The organism is Winogradskyella psychrotolerans RS-3 (genome assembly GCF_000427335.1).
In the GTDB taxonomy this organism is placed as follows: domain Bacteria; phylum Bacteroidota; class Bacteroidia; order Flavobacteriales; family Flavobacteriaceae; genus Winogradskyella; species Winogradskyella psychrotolerans.
This window is the reverse complement of sequence record NZ_ATMR01000019.1, coordinates 68,326-86,843: the sequence shown is the minus strand read 5'-3', so window position 1 is coordinate 86,843 and position 18,518 is coordinate 68,326. Positions and strand designations below refer to the sequence as shown.

Below are 18,518 nucleotides of genomic sequence, written 5' to 3'. Positions count from 1 at the left end.
CATAAAATTAATTATGAGGTTTTTTTGTACATTTAAAACAACTAACGAATCATTATACTATGGAATTACCAATTAACTTTATTGCCATTCCTATTGCAGCTGTGGCTGCTTTATTTATTGGAGCGTTGTGGTACAATCCTAAATTTGGCTTTGGAATGGCTTGGATGCGAGAATCTGGAATGACAGAAGAGCGCATGAAAAGCGGAAATATTGCAATTATATTTGGCTTGGCATTAGTGTTTGCTGCTATGTTGAGTTTTTTGTTAATGCAATTTACAAACCATCAATGGGGAGCTTTAAGCATGGTAGGAGCAGAGCCAGAATTAGCAAAACCATCGTTTGAAGCGTTTATGGCCGATTATGGAAATACATTTAGAACGTTTAAGCATGGTGCCTTACACGGAGCTATGTTTGGGATACTTGGGGCACTTCCAATTATTGGAACCATTGCATTATTCGAAAGAAAAAGCACTAAATATATCGCTATAAATGCTGGGTATTGGATTGTTACATTGACCGTAATGGGAAGTATTCTTTGCGGTTTATAACGAATTGAAATAAAAAAACCTCGAAAATTAACTTTCGAGGTTTTTTAATAATTTAATCTTCTATGGGTTCGACCTTCATTTCATCTTCAGGAATCTCCAGAGCCGTTTCAAAATTGGGTAAAATTTGTTTTGTTAAAGCGTCATTTTTTAATTGCTTAGCTTCAATAAACCACCAATACTTATCGGCTTCATTATAAATTCCTAAGAGGTAACTTTTAGAAGAAATACGTTGTCCGGACATTACCATTTGATTGTAACCTTCAATGACACAACGAAACTGACCTTGTTCTTTTACAACTTCAGAAACACCGTTAATATCAGCTTTTTCAAATACAAAGCCTTGTGCTTTCATATTTTCAAAAGTAGATTCTATAACCTTTAAAGCAGCGTCTTTACCACCCATCATGTCTAATACCGATGGAAGGGTATGTTTAAGAACCGTTTCAAAGTCCATTTCTAAGGTTGCGCTAGAGGTTATTTTAGCATCCTTTAAAGCGTCTGTCTTGGTTTGAGAAAATCCATTGACGCTTGTCGCTATTAAAACAAATAGTAGTATCCTTTTGATATTATTCATCATCTTTCTTTTTCTGATTTTTCATGGCCTCACCAATTTGATTGCTCGCTGTAAAACTAGCGACCATATCATTTAACATTTGGCTTCCTGCTTGTGGAGAATTAGGTAAAAGAATTAGATTACTATTAGTTTCGCTACCAATAGCTTGCAAAGTATCGTAATGCTGTGTTACGACTATTAATGCTGAAGCTTCTTGACTGTTAATACCAACACGATTTAAAACATCAACCGATTCTTCTAAACCACGTGCAATTTCGCGACGTTGATCAGCAATACCCTGACCTTGTAGACGCTTACTTTCAGCTTCTGCTTTGGCTTTTTCAACAATTAAAATACGTTGCGCATCTCCTTCATACTGAGCCGCTGTTTTTTCTCTATCTGCCGCGTTAATACGGTTCATGGCTATTTTTACTTGTGGATCTGGATCAATATCAGTAACTAAAGTTCTGATAATATCAAATCCGTAGTCCATCATCGCATCATTTAATTCCGCTTTTACAGCTAAGGCAATATCATCTTTCTTTACAAAAACATCATCTAATTTCATTTTAGGGACTTCGGCACGTACCACATCAAAGACATAACTCGTAATCTGATCATGTGGATAATCTAACTTATAGAACGCATCGTAAACACGTTCTGTGACCACTTTGTATTGTACAGAAACTTTTAGTTTTACAAATACATCATCTAAAGTTTTGGTTTCAATGATAACATCTAATTGTTGAATTTTTAAACTCAAACGTCCAGAAACCTTGTCGACTAATGGAATTTTCATATGTAAACCCGATTGACGAATACTGTGAAATTTTCCAAAACGTTCAATAATGGCAGCGGTTTGTTGCTTCACCATAAAGAAGGATGAAAACAATATAAATAATGCAATTAATAAAATTGGAACTAGGATAAATTGACCCATAATAAGTTTATTTAGTTAAAAAATAAGTGTCATTAAAAGTAAGTTATTTAAATTGAAATGCAGCAGATATTACGATGTACAACATTTTAAAATTAGGATAACTTATTTTAAGATTTCAATAATTTTAAAATAGCGTCATCCAATAGTTCTACATTAGTTATAGTTGCAGAAATAGAATCGGATTTAACGGTATTGCCATCTTTAGTATAGCCAATATAATTACGCCAACCTTCAGCGCGTAATACACGTCTTTTAGAGACTAAACTATATAGCGAATCGGTCTCTAAACGTTCAATTTCTGAAACAGGATTTTCGATAGAAACCTCAGGATATAAATCTTTTAAAATTTTCTGAGCCATATAAAAATGACCAATTTTATTAGGATGTACTCCATCTGGAACAAAGGTAGAATCCGATGTTATACGTTTCATATTCTCCAAAATAGGATTAAGGTGATGGTGTAAATCTATAACTTGAAGTTCTTCAGTTTCGAGACTTAATAGCCAATCGGAATAAACAGTTAAGACGTCATTGTATTTATAATAAGGATGCCAATATGCATGAGGTTCTCCTTCTTTTGAAACACGATCTGCAATCGGATTAGGATCAAAAAGGGTAGGAGTCAATAAGATTAATTGTGCACCAATACCTTCAACCTTCGTTTTTAATTCTGAAATCCCATTTTTGTATTCTTGAAATCTAAGACTGTCTAATGGATGATAATTTCCATCATTCATCCCATAACAAGCCAAAACAACATCTGGTTTTATGTCTTTTAAAGCCCTACCTAAACGTTCTCTAACATTAGGTCTTGGAAAGTCGCGACCAGGTTCAGAACTACCAGAAATAGTTTCACTAGATAAGCCAATACTGATAATATCTAATGAATTATCAGTATAGTGCTTACGTAAATAATAGTCTATAAAGTCTACATAATAACCATGTTGTGTAATGCTATTACCTAAAATTAATACCCGTTTATTGTGCAATGGTAATGTTACAGTAGCTAGTGGTAATTCTGATTTTTTTTCACTTTTACAAGACGTGGTGGCTAAACCGAGACTAAATACTAAAAGGAAAAAATAAGACTTCATAATTTTGATGTTTCAGACCTGTCAGGTTTCAAAACCTGATAGGTCTTGTTTATATTAAATATGTTTAATCAAATTCTCAATACGTTTTACCGTTTCTGTTTTACCAATCATATACATAATATCAAAAACATCTGGTCCTTGTAATGCCCCAACTAAAGCGAGTCTTAATGGCATCATTACTTTACCAAAACTAATTTCGTTATCCGTAATCCAACCTTTAATGTTAGTTTGAAGGTTTTCAACCGTAAAATCATCAGTAGCATTAACACGTTCAATAACAGAGTTCATAATATCAGCCGTATCTTCTTTTAAAGCTTTTTTAGAAGCTTTTTCATCATAAGATGTCGGAGCCGTAAAAAAGAAATGACTTAAGTCCCAAAAATCGCTCACGAAAGTGGCGCGTTCTTTTATTAATCCCACAGCCAATGCAATGTAATTCACATCCATTTCAGCTAACTCAGGTTGTGAAGCCTTAAACTGTTCAGCTAAATCCAAATCTAATTGCTGTTGCATGTAATGGTGGTTAAACCATTTTGTTTTATCTGGATCAAAGCGTGCTCCAGCTTTATTAACTCGTGCTAAATCAAAATCGGCAACCAATTGCTCTAAACTAAATATTTCTTGTTCTGTTCCAGGATTCCATCCTAAAAAGGCTAAGAAATTAACAACAGCTTCAGGGAAATACCCATCTTCTTTATAACCTCTAGATACCGTTCCGTCTGGCGCTGTATATTCTAATGGAAATACTGGGAAGCCCATTTTATCACCATCACGTTTACTTAATTTACCTTTTCCTGTCGGTTTTAAAATCAATGGTAAATGTGCAAATTCTGGTGCATCCCAACCAAAAGCATCATATAATAATTGGTGTAATGCTAAAGATGGTAACCATTCTTCACCACGAATCACATGTGTAATTTCCATTAAATGATCATCTACAATATTGGCTAAATGATAGGTTGGCATACCGTCACTTTTAAACAAAATTTTATCATCTAAAACATTAGTATCAATGGTCATGTTACCACGAATAATATCTGTAAGATGTAAAGTTTCATCTTGTGGAGATTTAAAACGAATCACGTAATCCTCACCAGCTTCAATTTTAGCTTTAGTTTCCGCTTCAGTTAATACTAAAGAGTTTACTAAGCGTCCTTTTGCACGGTTGTGCCAATTGTAGATAAAGGTTTTTCCTTCGGCTTCATGGCCTTTACGTTCTGCATCTAATTGGTCAGAGGTATCAAAAGCATAATAGGCTTTGCCATTGGCAATTAAATCATCTGCATATTGTTTGTACAAATGCTTACGCTCGCTTTGTCTGTAAGGACCAAATTTTTCATTCTTTCCTGGACCTTCGTCAAAAGACATACCGCACCAATCTAATGATTTTATAATATAATCTTCAGCACCTTCAACATAACGGTTTTGATCTGTATCTTCTATCCTAAGAACAAAATCACCGCCATGTTTTTTAGCGAATAAATAATTGAATAAAGCGGTTCTTACACCACCAATATGTAATGGTCCTGTTGGACTTGGTGCAAAACGCACACGTACTTTTTTAGACATAATTGTATATTAAAACGCAAAGATAGTTTGATTGAATTTTAGAACAAAGAAAATAAGCACTAGTTAAGTTTACCGTAATTAGCCGTTAATTTGTCTATAATTAACAGAATCTTACCAATTTTGAATTAATGTCTATAAAAATAAAATCGTAGTTTAGTCAGTTAAAGGTAATATAGCGTTTTAAACCAAAGGCTAATAGCTAAAATCCAATAGCCAAATCTAATGAGCAATTTCGAAACCATAAAACAAAAACTAGAACAATTCATTAAAAGGTATTACACCAATGAATTACTAAAAGGTGTGATATTATTTTTTGCCATTGGCTTGTTATACCTTATTATAACCTTGTTTGTAGAATATGTATTATGGTTAAATCCTACGGCAAGAACAATCTTATTTTGGACATTCATTGGAGTAGAATTAGCTTTATTCGTAAAATTCATCGCCATTCCATTATCACATTTATTCAAACTGAGAAAAGGCATTAATTTTGAAACGGCTTCTAAATTAATTGGTAATCATTTTCCAGAAGTTAACGACAAACTATTAAACGTACTTCAATTAAATCAAAACCCATATCAGTCAGATTTATTATTAGCGAGTATTGAGCAAAAATCTCAAGAATTACAACCCGTTCCTTTTAAAGCAGCTGTTAATTTTAAGTCGAACACCAAATATTTAAAATATGCTGCCATTCCACTGGCGATTATACTGTTATCATTTGTAACAGGAAAAATTAATTGGTTTAGCGATAGTTACGAGCGTGTTGTAAATTATAAAACGGCTTATGAACCACCAGCACCTTTTCAATTTTTTGTATTGAATGAATCCTTACAAGCTATTGAAAATAAGGATTTTAAATTGAATGTGTCTACAGCTGGAAATGTCATTCCTGAGAATGCACAAATTAAATTTAATGGGCAATCGTACTTCTTACAGCAAATAGCGCCTGGGGAATTTCAATACACATTTAACTTACCTAAAGAAGCGATAGAATTTACCTTAACAGCAAATGATGTCACTTCAAAACCTTATAAATTAAACGTGGTTAGTACGCCTAGTTTAGTAAATTTTGAAATGGTTTTAGATTATCCTGCACATACTAAAAAGCAAGATGAGGTCTTAAAAAGCACAGGTTCAGCTGTGGTTCCAGAAGGCACTAATGTGACTTGGAGAGCGAAAACCAAGGCGACGACGGGAGTTCAAATTTATGCGGAAGACACCTTAAGTTTTACCTTAAATACCAACGATAATTTTGAAGCTTCAAAGCGACTTTTTAAAAATTACAATTACAGTATTACAACAAGTAATGAAGATTTAAAGGATTATGAGAATCTAGCCTATAATATTAATGTGGTTAGAGATATTTATCCAGAACTAAATATTAAGGTACAGAAAGATTCTGTAGACCAACAAAGTTTGTATTTCTATGGACAAGCCAGTGATGATTATGGTTTATCAAAGTTGCAATTGGTGTATTATCCGGCAGACGATGAATCTAAAAAAGTGGTTGAACCGATTCATATTTCAACATCTAATTTTAGTGAGTTTGTAAGTGCGTTTCCAAATCAGTTTAATCTTGAAGATGGTGTCAGTTACCAACTCTATTTTGACGTTTTTGATAACGATGCGCTTCATAATTATAAACGGACAAAAAGTTCTGTATTCAGTTACCGTAAATTAACTAAAGACGAAGAAGAGCAAAAGCAGCTGAATGAACAAAGCGAAACGATAAAGGATATTAGTAAGACGTTTGATAAGCTGCAAGAACAAGATAAAAAGCTAGAAGAGCTATCAAAAACTCAAAAGGAAAAAGAGAGTCTAAATTTTAATGACAAAAAGAAGTTTGAAGATTTTTTAAAGCGTCAGAAAAATCAAGAACAGTTGATGAAAAATTTCAACAAAAAACTACAAGAAAATTTAGAGGAATTTCAAAAAGACGAAAAGAAAGACGATCAATTTAAAGATGATTTAAAAGAACGCTTAAAGGAAAATGAAGAGCAACTTAAAAAGGATGAAAAACTTTTAGAGGAGCTTGAACAATTAAATGATAAAATCAACAAGGAAGAATTCACGCAAAAACTGGAAGAATTAGCCAAGCAAAACAAGAATAAAAAACGTAGCATGAAACAGCTATTGGAATTGACCAAGCGTTTTTATCTGATGAAGAAAGCTGAAAAGGTGGCTAATGAGTTAGAAAAATTATCTGAAGATCAGGATAAGTTATCTGAAAAAAATGAAGAGAACACAAAGGAAGCTCAACAGAAATTAAATGAAGAATTTGATAAACTGCAGAAGGATTTAGAAGAATTAAATAGTGATGACAGAAAGCTTCAAAAACCAATGGATATTCCAAGGGATGAGTTTTTAGAAGATGAAATAAAATTCGATCAAAAAGAAGCCAAAGAAGCCTTAGAAAAAAAGGAAGAAAACGATTCTGAAGCCAAACCACAAGATGCCCAAGAGCAGCAGATAAAGGCAAAAGGGAAGCAAAAGAAAGCGGCTAAGAAGATGAAGCAGTTGAGCGAAATGATGAAAAAGGCAGCTGCTGGAGGTGGAGGAGGCGGTGAGCAAATGTCTGAAGATATTGATGCTTTACGTCAAATATTAGAGAATTTATTGCTGTATTCATTTGATCAAGAAGCACTTATGACTACTTTTGAAAGTATTAGCATCGATAATAATAAATACGGTAAGTATATTATAGAGCAAAGTAACCTTAGAACGCATTTTGAGCATATTGATGATAGTTTGTTTGCATTGTCTTTACGTCAACCTAAGATTTCTGAGCAAGTAAATTCACAAATTACAGATGTGTATTTTAATATAGACAAAGCTTTAGATCAATTGACAGAAAATAGATTGTATCAAGGTGTGGGTGCACAACAATATGCGGTTACGGCGACCAATGAGTTGGCTAACTTTTTAAGTGATGTTTTAGATAATATGGAAATGCAAATGAATCCATCGCCAGGAGAAGGCAGTGGAGGTGGTGAACAATTGCCAGACATTATTATGAGCCAAGAAGAGCTTAATAAGAAGATGGAGGAAGGTGTTAAGAAAAGTGAACAGGGAAAAGAAGGCGAAGAAGGAAAGGAAGGAGAAGGGGAAAAACCTGGTGAAGAAGGTAAGGATGGCAAAGAAGGTGAAGGCGATAAGCCAGGAGAGAAAGGAAAATCTGGTAAAGAAGGAGAGAGCGGTGAAAGTGGTGAGAGTGGAAAAGGCGGTAGAAAAGAAGGTAAACAAGGTGAAGGCGGTCAATCTGGTGAAAATGGATCTCAAAAACGGCGAAGGACAACAAGGAGGAAAGCAAGGAGAAAATGGCAAAGATGGTAAGGGTGGCAAAGAAGGAAAAAATGGAGGTGATGGAAATGGTGACGGTGAAGGTGAAAAGAATGATGGCTACGGAGAAGGTGGAAGTGAAGAACAAAATGGTGAGCTATTTAAAATTTACCAGCAACAACAACAATTACGACAAGCCTTAGAAGACCGATTTGCTAAGGAAGGAAAAATTGAATCTGCCGGACAATTAATAAAGCAAATGGAGGATATTGAACTTGATTTATTGAACTCTGGATTTACGAATCAGACGCTTCAAAAGATGATGGATCTTCAGCATAATTTATTAAAATTAGAGAACGCGACGTTTATGCAAGGCCAAGATTCTAAACGTAAATCTGAAACCAATACAGAAGAATTTAATTCAACAAACCCGAGTCAAATTCCAACAGCAAAACAATATTTTAATACTACCGAAATTTTAAATCGCCAAGCACTACCTTTGCAAAATCATTTTAAGAAGAAAATTCAAGAGTATTTTAAAAGCACCAATGATTAGTTTTAATTACGAAACCCAGTTTAAATTAGAAAATACAGAACAACTTTCTGAATGGATCTCAAATACCATATCAGAAGAAAACTGTAAAGAAGGAGAGATTAATTACATCTTTTGTAACGATGATTATTTACATAAATTGAATGTAGATTTTTTAGATCACGATACATTGACCGATGTGATTAGTTTTGATTACTCATTAGGAAAAGAACTACATGGGGATATTTATATCTCTGTAGAGCGCGTAGAAGAAAATGCGTCGGATTTCAATGTGGCATTTAAAGATGAGATTGCTCGCGTTATCATTCATGGTGTATTGCATTATTGTGGTTATAAAGATAAGACCGATGCAGATGAAAAGGAGATGCGATCTAAAGAAGATTACTACTTAGCGAAGCGAAAGTAATACACATCAGTTCAGTGTATATTTGCAGACTCAAAATTTTAAAATTTAATTGTTCCACGTGGAACAAAAGAAATTACGATATGTTTAACGAAGTTTATGATGTTATAGTTGTTGGTGGTGGCCATGCTGGAAGTGAAGCGGCAGCTGCTGCGGCGAATATGGGAAGTAAGACCTTACTGATTACCATGAACCTCCAAAACATTGCACAGATGTCTTGTAATCCTGCAATGGGAGGAATAGCAAAAGGACAAATTGTAAGAGAGATTGATGCTTTAGGAGGTTATAGCGGAATTGTCTCAGATACATCAGCTATTCAATTTAAGATGTTGAACAAATCTAAAGGACCTGCAATGTGGAGTCCAAGAGTGCAATCCGATAGAATGCGCTTTGCTGAAGATTGGAGATTGATGTTAGAAGGCACCCCTAATTTGGACTTTTACCAAGAAATGGTTTCGGGCTTAATTGTCGAGAATCATAAAGTAGTTGGCGTAAAAACTTCACTCGGAATTGAAGTAAGAGCAAAGTCGGTGGTCTTAACTAATGGTACTTTTTTGAATGGATTAATTCATATTGGTGATAAGAATTTTGGAGGAGGTAGAGCAGGTGAAAGAGCAGCAACTGGAATAACAGAACAGCTCGTTAATTTAGGTTTTGAATCTGGTAGAATGAAAACGGGAACACCTCCAAGAGTTGATGGTCGTTCATTAGATTTCTCTAAAATGGTAGAGCAACCAGGTGATGAACATCCTGAAAAGTTTTCTTATTTAGATACTACGCAACCGTTAAAGGAACAGCGTTCTTGTCATATGACGCACACAAGTGAATTGGTTCATGATTTACTTCGTGAAGGCTTTGATCGTTCGCCAATGTTTAATGGTAGAATTCAAAGTGTGGGGCCACGTTATTGTCCGTCCATAGAAGATAAGATTAATCGTTTTGCGGATAAGAATAGTCATCAATTATTTGTTGAGCCAGAAGGTTGGAAAACTTGCGAATATTATATTAATGGGTTCTCTACATCCTTACCAGAAGATGTTCAATTTAAAGCCTTACGCTCTGTGGTAGGATTTGAAAACGTAAAGTTCTTTAGACCGGGTTATGCAATTGAATATGATTATTTTCCACCAACACAATTAAAGCATACTTTAGAAACAAAGTTAGTTGAAGGTTTATATTTTGCTGGACAAATAAATGGAACAACAGGATATGAAGAAGCGGCTTCTCAAGGTTTAATGGCGGGTATAAATGCGAGTCTAAAAGTGCAAGAAAAAGATGCTTTTACTTTACAACGTGATGAAGCTTATATCGGAGTTTTAATTGATGATTTAATTACAAAAGGAACTGAAGAGCCATATAGAATGTTTACGTCGCGAGCCGAATATAGAACCTTATTACGACAAGATAATGCTGATTTCAGATTAACACCAAAAGGGTATGATTTAGGTTTAGCTTCTGAAAAACGTTTAAAACGTATGGAAGAAAAGCAATCTAAATCGGATGCTTTTGTACAGTTTTTTAGAGAGACAAGTGTAACTCCTGATGAAGCAAATCCGATTTTAGAATCTAAAAAATCCGCTCCTGTTAAGCAGCAAGACAAGATGTTTAAGTTGTATGCAAGACCGAATATTACTATCGATGATGTTAGGCAGTTTGAATCAGTTGAACAGTATATACAAGCAAATAATTTAGATACTGAAGTTATAGAGCAAACCGAAATCCAAGTAAAGTATGCGGGTTATATTGAGAAGGAAAAGAACAATGCGGACAAACTAAATAGACTAGAGAATTTAAAAATTCCTGCTGGTTTTGATTATTCAAAACTGAAATCTATGAGTATAGAAGCAAGGCAAAAATTAACCAAAATTCAGCCTGTAACCATTTCTCAAGCATCACGAATTAGTGGAGTCAACCCGAATGATATTTCTGTGTTGTTGGTTTACTTAGGACGCTAATTACTGCAAAAGCAGGAATCTCATTATTGATTATTATAATGTTCCACGTGAAACAATTGAATAAGGTAAATCTATTTTTATATAAATATTAGATCTTAAAAAGCTCTAAAATCTAGTTAGAATTATTGCAGTAGATTTCATAAAACTAAGTCTAATCTGATTTATGTTTATGTTACAAACGTTCTTTATAAATTATAATTTTTGATTTTATGCATCGTAGGGTAGAAGTGAAAAGGATAATAAAGTGTTTGCTTCTTGTAAATCTGAATCATGGTTTTGTAAGGATGAAAAACATAGTTTTTGAATTTTAAAGAGGGATACTATCTTGTGCAATCCGTAAAGGGTTTTCTTATTCAGTAAAAACAAATAGACGAAATAGACGTCTTAAAAGTCTATAATTAAGTGGTCATAAAAATGACGTTTTAGTTTTGATATAAAATCGAATTATAAAACGGATGATTCAAAATCAGATTTCAGAATTTATAATTATGTCGTTTAATCCATATAAACTGTCTGAATCGAGATCAGGTGAATTAGGGTTTGATTTTTTAATTCTGTTGGTGTAATTTGGAATCAATAATCAGCTAAAAGTTCTCGGTTTTTTTGATTTAAAAAAGTCTAAAATTTCATTTGTTAAACAAATAGAATTGAACTTATATAATTAATATTGTAATTCATTTTAAAAGTAGAAGTGTAATTGTGTCAAAAAATAACCCAACATATCTAAGCTTAAAAGATCATTCTGTTTCTAAAGAGGAATTCCAATTAGTGCATAATAAGGAACTCGATATGCTAGAAACATATCCACAACCAGAAGGAGAAAAATTATCTGAATATTACCAAAGTGAAGATTACATTTCGCACACCGATACCAAACGAAATTTATTAGAATTAGCTTATCATAAAGTGCGAGAGATTTCTTTAAAGCGAAAACTTAAACTTATTAATTCGTTTCAATCAGAATCTAAAACACTTTTAGATATTGGATGTGGCACAGGTGATTTTTTAGAAACGGCTTTAAAAGCGAATTGGAAAATTACAGGGATAGAACCAAATGATAGTGCAAGGCAAATTGCGAATTCTAAAACCAATAATTCGATCTTTGAAAGCAGTGCATTAAAAAATTAAAACCGCACAGTTTTGATGTCATTACACTTTGGCATGTCTTAGAACATTTACCAGATTTAGAAAAGCAAACTGCGTCGCTAAAATCACTTTTAAAACCAAATGGAACTTTAATTATTGCTGTTCCTAATTTTAAAAGTTATGATGCGAATCACTATAAAAACTTTTGGGCAGCTTTTGATGTGCCGAGACATTTATGGCATTTTTCTAAAACGTCTATTGAAAGATTATTTAAAAAAGAAAATATGACATTGGTTAAAACCTTACCAATGAAATTTGACGCGTATTATGTCTGTTTACTTTCAGAAAAATATAAATCTGGTTTTATGAATCCGGTTAAGGCTTTTTGGATAGGATGGCAGTCTAATCGTAAGGCAAAACGTTCTAATGAGTATTCTTCGCATATTTATGTCTTAAAGAATGCTAATTCTTAGTATAAAGGCTCGTGGCTTAAGATGTTCGACTAAATCAATACGTAACATTTAGAAAACGCAAACAACGCTTAAAACGCTTTATTTGGCTTTGTTTTTGATAGATTTTTAAAATAATACTAATAGTATTTAATAGAAAATATCAATAGTAAAAAAATTGAACAAATCACAGTCTAACTTTTATACATTTGCAAAAATTAATCTGAAACATAAACAGGAAAATTTTAAAGAATTTTCTCAAATATTAAAATAATATGAAAAAAATAGTTTTAAGCGTAATGGTTTTAATTGGTGCAGCATCTTGCCAAGAGCAACAAAAAATTGCATTTATTGATAATGGAGAAATTATCAATGATTACCAAATGAAAATTGACATTGAAGAAAAATTCAAAATTCAAAATGACGGTTTTACAAAGCAACGCGATAGTATCGCAAGAGTTTATCAAATGGAGATGCAATCTGTGCAACAACGTTTAAGTCAGTTGTCTCCACAAAAGCAACAAGAAGAATCTCAAGTTTTTTCTCAAAAATGGCAACCAATCCAACAGCAAATGCAAATGCAACAACAACAGATGGAGCAAATGTTTAATACAGAGATGGATTCTGTGATTTCAAAAATGAACAAATTTGTAGAAGGTTATGGTAAAAAGAATGGTTACACTTTTATTTTAGGAAAAAACCAAGCAGGAAGCGTGGTTTATGGCGATGAAGCTACTGATATTACAGACGTAGTAATAAAAGAAATTAATGCGGAGTACAGTGGGAAGGATTCTAAAACAGAAGAGGGTTCAACTGAAGCAACTACAGAGAAATAAGAACAAATAAATTTGTTTTAAAAAGCCAAGCCTAAGACGCTTGGCTTTTTTTATGTAATAAACGCGTTAATTTAATGGATAAGTCGGTAAGTACAATTTTAGAATTTCCATTTCGCTCAATATGATAAATAGCATCTTGTAATTCATCTGAAATTTCTAAAATATTAGAATCATGAACAAAAGGCGCAAAATTTGCAAGTTTAAAATCATCAGATTTCGGTTCTAAATAGACTAATTCATCTGCTTTATAATTGAGTAATAGAGCTTGTCTGAAGTAATTTAAACAGAAATTCAAAAACTTCTTTTGTGTTTCACGTCCCGTTTTGGCAATCTCTTCCGACCATGATATTAAATCGTGAATGGCGGCTTTATTTCCTCTAGCTTTAAATGCAGAGCGGATCCAGAAGACAAACCATTTTTCAAACTGAATATCTTCACTATCGTGATAAATAAGATCACAAGCTTTATTATAGTTACCATTAGACTGGTGTGCTATTTTTATAGCGGCAGATTGCTCAATATGATAATTTCTAACAAGAGCTTCAGAAATAGCTTCTTCTGCTAAGGGTGGAAAATGTAATATCTGGCAGCGCGACCTTATAGTACTAATAATTTGTTCCTCATCTTCCGCGATAAGAATAAATATGGTGTCTTTTGGTGGCTCTTCGATTAGCTTTAAAAGTTTATTCGCACTGGCTGTATTCATTTTTTCAGCCATCCATATCAACATCACTTTATGTCCGCCTTCATAAGACTTTAGGGTTAACGCTTTTACAATTTCTAGTGCTTCATCGACACCAATTTGTCCTTGTTTGTTATCTACTCCTAGAAGTTTGTACCAATCAAAGAGGTTTCCGTAAGGTTGCTGATCTATAAGTTGTCTCCATTCTTCGAGATAATATTTAGAAACAGGCTTACTTTTTACTTTATCACTTGTGGTAACCGGAAATGCAAAGTGTAAATCTGGATGAGAAAAATTCTTAAACTTTATATTACAAGAGTCTTTTCCTCCTGAATTCTCCCCATTTATATTGCTACAAAGTATGTATTGTGCATAGGCTAAAGCCATTGGAAGCGTACCAGAACCCTCTGGACCAACAAATAGTTGCGCATGCGCAATTCTACCTGCATCGACACTTGTGGTAAGATGATTTTTAATATGTTTTTGACCTAAAACCTTCGAAAATTGCATAAAGCAAAACTATATAAAAAATTTCTGTTTCTAATCTTTATATTTGTGTTTCAAAACCAAAAAAATGAAGACACTAAACGATTTTAATTTTCAAAATAAAAAAGCACTAATAAGAGTAGATTTTAATGTGCCATTAAATGATGAATTTCAGGTTACGGATGCCACAAGAATTGTATCTGCAAAACCAACAATCATTAAAATTTTAGAAGACGGAGGGAGTTGTGTTTTAATGTCGCACTTAGGACGTCCAAAAGGAGTACAAGATGAATTTTCGTTAAAACATATTATTCCAAAAATTGAAGATATTTTAGGGGTTGAAGTAAAGTTTGCGAGCGACTGTGTTGGACCAGAAGCAGAAGAAAAAGCAAACGCATTACAACCAGGCGAAATTTTACTACTGGAAAACTTACGTTTTCATGAAGAAGAAACGAAAGGAGATAGAGATTTTGCAGAACAATTATCTAAATTAGGAGACATCTATGTCAATGATGCTTTTGGTACTGCGCATAGAGCACATGCTTCTACAACGATTGTGGCAGACTTTTTTCCTGAAAACAAATGTTTTGGGCTTCTATTAGCTCAAGAAATTGAAAGTATTAAAAAGGTAATGGAAGATGGAGAAAAACCAGTATTAGCGGTACTTGGTGGTGCAAAAGTATCTTCAAAGATTACAGTAATAGAAAATATATTAGATAAGGTTGATCACTTAATTATTGGAGGAGGCATGACATTTACCTTTATAAAAGCGCAAGGTGGAAAAATTGGAGATTCTATTTGTGAAGATGATAAGATGGAATTGGCTTTAGACATTTTAAAGCAAGCGGAAGCTAAAGGTGTTAAAATTCATTTACCAGTAGATGTTGTTGCAGCGGATGATTTTAGCAACACAGCTAATACGCAAATTTGTGATGTAACTGCAATTCCTGATGGATGGCAAGGTTTAGATGCTGGTCCTAAATCAAGAGAAAATTTTGATGCTGTTGTTAACCAATGTAAAACCATACTTTGGAATGGTCCTTTGGGTGTTTTTGAATTAGAAACTTTTTCTAAAGGGACTATTGCACTTGGAGATTCTATTGCAAATGCAACTAAAAATGGAGCCTTTTCTTTAGTTGGTGGAGGTGATTCTGTTGCTGCAGTAAAACAATTTGGTTTCGAAAACAAAGTAAGCTACGTAAGTACAGGTGGTGGAGCAATGCTAGAAAGCTTAGAAGGTAAGATCTTACCTGGTATTGCGGCTATTTTAAACTAATCATTTAAAATATACTATTTTTAGCGATTTCAGCGTTGTATTATGCTGAACGCTCTATTAATTACCAATTGAGATTAGGATGTGAAAAGCAATGCTTTAACTTTAACTAATTTCAATTGGTAATTGGTATATAATCAATTCTTGTAAACCATGACATTAAAAACGTTTTTATTAGCTTGTTTATGTCTATCTGTGTGCAATGGGTATTCCCAAACCAAAACGGATAGCATCTTAAACAAATCGTCAAAAGTAATTCCGACCAAAGGTGCAGTTATTGATGGTAAACTATTTAAGCCTGGTGAGAAAATAGAGCCTATTGTAGATACTTCTGGTGTTAAAAACCTGAAAGATTTACATGAGGTTGCAGCACTCGATAAAAAGTGGTTAGAAGAACTATATAGCAATTCACTTTTTGATACCATATACAAATCCGTTACAGAGTTAGACTATGAGCCTGTAGATTATCCTGAGCTTCCTACAGATACTTTAAAAGCAAGGTTGGAAAGACTTAACGCCAGAACGCCTTTTAATGTAGAATACAATACCTCTTTAGAAAGTGTAATTAAAAGTTACCTTAAGCATAGACGTAATTCTATAGAGCGGTTAATGGGATTAAGTCATTTTTACTTTCCAATGTTTGAGCAAGAGTTTGACAATCAGAATATCCCATTAGAAATGAAATATTTGGCGATTGTAGAATCTGCTCTAAAACCGAGAGCGCGTTCGCGAGTTGGTGCTACTGGTCTTTGGCAATTTATGTATGGTACAGGAAAAGAACACGATTTAGATGTCAGCAGTTATGTAGATGACAGAAGTGATCCTATAAAAGCCACAAAAGCGGCAGGAGAATATTTAAATAGAATGTATCGTATTTTTGGAGATTGGGATTTGTCATTGGCAGCATACAATTCTGGTCCAGGTAATGTAAATAAAGCGATTAGGCGTTCTGGAGGTTCCAAAAATTATTGGAATATTAGAACAAATTTACCTAGAGAAACCGCTGGTTATGTACCAGCATTTTTAGCTACCATGTATATTTTTGAATATGCAAAGGAACATGGTTTCCAGCCTGAACGCCCTGATTTTCAGCTTATACAAACGGATACCGTTCATGTAAAACAAATGATTTCATTAAACCATGTATCTGAAGCAACGGGTATAAAAATTGAAGAATTACAGTTTTTAAATCCAGCTTATAAGCTAGATATCATTCCGAAGGTTGAAGGTAAAATCTATAGTTTACGATTGCCTAGAGAAGCTATTGGTACATTTGTAACTAATGAAGATAGAATCTATGCTTTTGCAAATGCTGAATTTGAGAAGAGAGAAAAACAATTACCAGAATTAGCAAGCGCTAGCGCAAATACTGAAATACGATATCGTGTTCAAAATGGTGATTATCTTGGTAAAATTGCTAGAAAGTACGGAGTACGAGTAAGCCAATTAAAACAGTGGAATAATTTAAGAGGTAACGATCTAAAAATAGGACAACGATTAACCATTTACTCTAAGAATCATGGTGCTTCTAGTTCTTCTACATCGACCAAAAAAGTAATAAATTCTGCAGGGAAACAAACCTATAAAGTAAAGTCAGGAGATTCACTTTGGACTATTGCTCAAAAGTTTTCTGGCGTTTCTGTTCAAAATATTAAAGATTGGAACGATATTAGTGGTAGTAAACTCAAAATAGGAATGACACTTATTGTGTCTAAATAGTAAACCAACAAAAAAACGAAACTTATGAAAGCGCTTTACACTGTATTATTTTGTGTGTTGTTATTAGCATGCGGAGATAAAAAGGTAGAAGATAACACTACTTATTTACCGGCTTCTAATGGAAATTTAAATACGATCTCAATCGTTGCGGATAACATTGTTTGGGAAGGCGAAGTAGGTGAAAAGATTCGAAATATTTTTGCTGCGCCTTTAAATGGTTTGCCAACAGAAGAACCAATGTTTAATATGAGACAAATTCCAACTCAGGTTTTTGATGGTTTTGCTGCGCGAAGTAGAATTGTACTTAAAATTGAAAAAGGAAATATTGAGGCCACCACTAAAATTGTAAATGAAGCTTTTGCTAAACCACAAACGGTAGCTGTAGTGGGTGGTAAATCGGATAAAGATATCATTGCTCAATTAGAAGAGAATAAAGCCAAAATCATTGATGCATTTACGAAAGAAGAAGTAAAGGAGAAGCAACGACGTATTAAGTTATCGTTGTTAGATGATACGGTTATGGAGAACAAATTGGGTATTACAATTAATATGCCTTCTGCTTACAGAATAAGTAAAGCTGATGATAATTTTTTCTGGGTTCGTAAAAACCTTTCAAACACAAAAACGATGGAGCTTATGTTTTACGAAGTACCATTTGAAACCATTTCTATAGGTGATAGCACTATTGTAGATATTGTGAAGATGAGAGATGAGATTACGAAATCTAAAATTCCTGGTGAGGATGATATTTATATGGCTGTTGAAGACGCCTATGCACCATCAATGTTTAAAACGATAATAGATAATAAGCCCGCTTACGAAGTAAGAGGTATGTGGATAATGAAAGGTTTCACTATGGCAGGCCCATTTATAACTTATGCGATTGAAGATAAAATTAACAATCGTTACTTAATTGCAGATGGTTACGTTTATGCACCGTCCTTAGAGAAGCGAGACTATATTTTTGAATTAGAGTCGATTATTAAATCGATAACTATAAATTAATTCATGGAAATGTAAAGTATATTACATTTATAATAAACGAAAAGAGGTCATCTAAAATTATTTTAGATGACCTCTTTTTATTTTC

Annotated in this window: 14 protein-coding genes and 1 pseudogene; 10 read left to right on the top strand and 5 right to left on the bottom strand. The window is 33.6% G+C overall.

Features of this window, described 5'->3' with window-relative positions:
• The first annotated feature begins 59 nt into the window (after positions 1-59).
• Positions 60-548 carry a DUF1761 domain-containing protein gene (locus tag ADIWIN_RS01980; RefSeq protein WP_020896412.1) on the top strand — a complete coding sequence of 163 codons (489 nt, stop codon included), beginning with the start codon at positions 60-62 and terminating at the stop codon, positions 546-548.
• Positions 549-600: 52 nt separating this feature from the next.
• Here the strand turns inward: ADIWIN_RS01980 and ADIWIN_RS01975 are convergent, their stop codons facing one another.
• The 4 genes from ADIWIN_RS01975 to gltX all read right to left on the bottom strand — a co-directional run bounded on the left by ADIWIN_RS01975 (position 601) and on the right by gltX (position 4,704).
• On the bottom strand, positions 601-1,122 hold the full coding sequence (locus ADIWIN_RS01975; RefSeq protein WP_051155386.1) for a hypothetical protein: 522 nt from the start codon (positions 1,120-1,122) through the stop codon (positions 601-603).
• Entirely contained in the window at positions 1,115-2,041 is a 927-nt protein-coding gene (locus ADIWIN_RS01970) for an SPFH domain-containing protein (protein WP_020896410.1), read from the bottom strand. The genes ADIWIN_RS01975 and ADIWIN_RS01970 overlap by 8 nt, the downstream gene beginning before the upstream one ends.
• Positions 2,042-2,148: 107 nt before the next feature.
• A complete protein-coding gene (locus tag ADIWIN_RS01965) occupies positions 2,149-3,135 on the bottom strand; it encodes an SGNH/GDSL hydrolase family protein (RefSeq protein WP_020896409.1) in 987 nt (328 codons plus the stop codon).
• 54 nt (positions 3,136-3,189) lie between these two features.
• The gene (gene gltX, locus ADIWIN_RS01960; RefSeq protein ID WP_020896408.1) at positions 3,190-4,704 is read right to left on the bottom strand and encodes a glutamate--tRNA ligase; all 1,515 of its coding nucleotides are present in this window, start codon (positions 4,702-4,704) and stop codon (positions 3,190-3,192) included.
• A gap of 222 nt (positions 4,705-4,926) precedes the next feature.
• On the opposite strand from gltX, the gene ADIWIN_RS01955 reads away from it, so the two are divergent.
• The 6 genes and pseudogenes from ADIWIN_RS01955 (at position 4,927) to ADIWIN_RS01930 (ending at position 13,268) form a co-directional block, all read left to right on the top strand.
• Positions 4,927-8,040: a coiled-coil domain-containing protein gene (locus ADIWIN_RS01955; protein ID WP_020896407.1), complete on the top strand. Its 3,114-nt coding sequence runs from the start codon at positions 4,927-4,929 to the stop codon at positions 8,038-8,040.
• Complete coding sequence (locus ADIWIN_RS01950; protein WP_040756267.1) at positions 7,976-8,542, top strand: hypothetical protein; 567 nt, start codon at positions 7,976-7,978, stop codon at positions 8,540-8,542. Before ADIWIN_RS01955 ends, ADIWIN_RS01950 begins: the two co-directional genes overlap by 65 nt.
• Positions 8,535-8,945 (top strand): rRNA maturation RNase YbeY, encoded by a 411-nt coding sequence (ybeY, locus tag ADIWIN_RS01945; protein ID WP_020896405.1) that lies wholly within the window; start codon positions 8,535-8,537, stop codon positions 8,943-8,945. The genes ADIWIN_RS01950 and ybeY overlap by 8 nt, the downstream gene beginning before the upstream one ends.
• 80 nt (positions 8,946-9,025) lie before the next feature.
• Positions 9,026-10,897, top strand: coding sequence for a tRNA uridine-5-carboxymethylaminomethyl(34) synthesis enzyme MnmG (gene mnmG / locus ADIWIN_RS01940; protein WP_020896404.1), 1,872 nt, complete (start codon positions 9,026-9,028; stop codon positions 10,895-10,897).
• Between the two features lie 699 nt (positions 10,898-11,596).
• Positions 11,597-12,456, top strand: a pseudogene (locus tag ADIWIN_RS01935) (class I SAM-dependent methyltransferase).
• A 251-nt stretch (positions 12,457-12,707) separates the two neighbouring features.
• Positions 12,708-13,268: an OmpH/Skp family outer membrane protein gene (locus tag ADIWIN_RS01930; RefSeq protein WP_020896401.1), complete on the top strand. Its 561-nt coding sequence runs from the start codon at positions 12,708-12,710 to the stop codon at positions 13,266-13,268.
• Between the two features lie 31 nt (positions 13,269-13,299).
• Here ADIWIN_RS01930 and ADIWIN_RS01925 read toward each other — a convergent pair whose 3' ends face one another.
• Positions 13,300-14,460: a DNA polymerase III subunit gene (locus ADIWIN_RS01925; RefSeq protein ID WP_020896400.1), complete on the bottom strand. Its 1,161-nt coding sequence runs from the start codon at positions 14,458-14,460 to the stop codon at positions 13,300-13,302.
• Between the two features lie 64 nt (positions 14,461-14,524).
• Between ADIWIN_RS01925 and ADIWIN_RS01920 the strand changes: the two genes are divergently transcribed.
• From ADIWIN_RS01920 to ADIWIN_RS01910, 3 genes are all read left to right on the top strand, one after another.
• Entirely contained in the window at positions 14,525-15,712 is a 1,188-nt protein-coding gene (locus tag ADIWIN_RS01920; protein WP_020896399.1) for a phosphoglycerate kinase, read from the top strand.
• Between the two features lie 150 nt (positions 15,713-15,862).
• Positions 15,863-17,428 (top strand): LysM peptidoglycan-binding domain-containing protein, encoded by a 1,566-nt coding sequence (locus ADIWIN_RS01915; protein ID WP_020896398.1) that lies wholly within the window; start codon positions 15,863-15,865, stop codon positions 17,426-17,428.
• Positions 17,429-17,452: 24 nt separating this feature from the next.
• Positions 17,453-18,433, top strand: coding sequence for a DUF4837 family protein (locus ADIWIN_RS01910; protein WP_020896397.1), 981 nt, complete (start codon positions 17,453-17,455; stop codon positions 18,431-18,433).
• Positions 18,434-18,518: the final 85 nt, after the last annotated feature.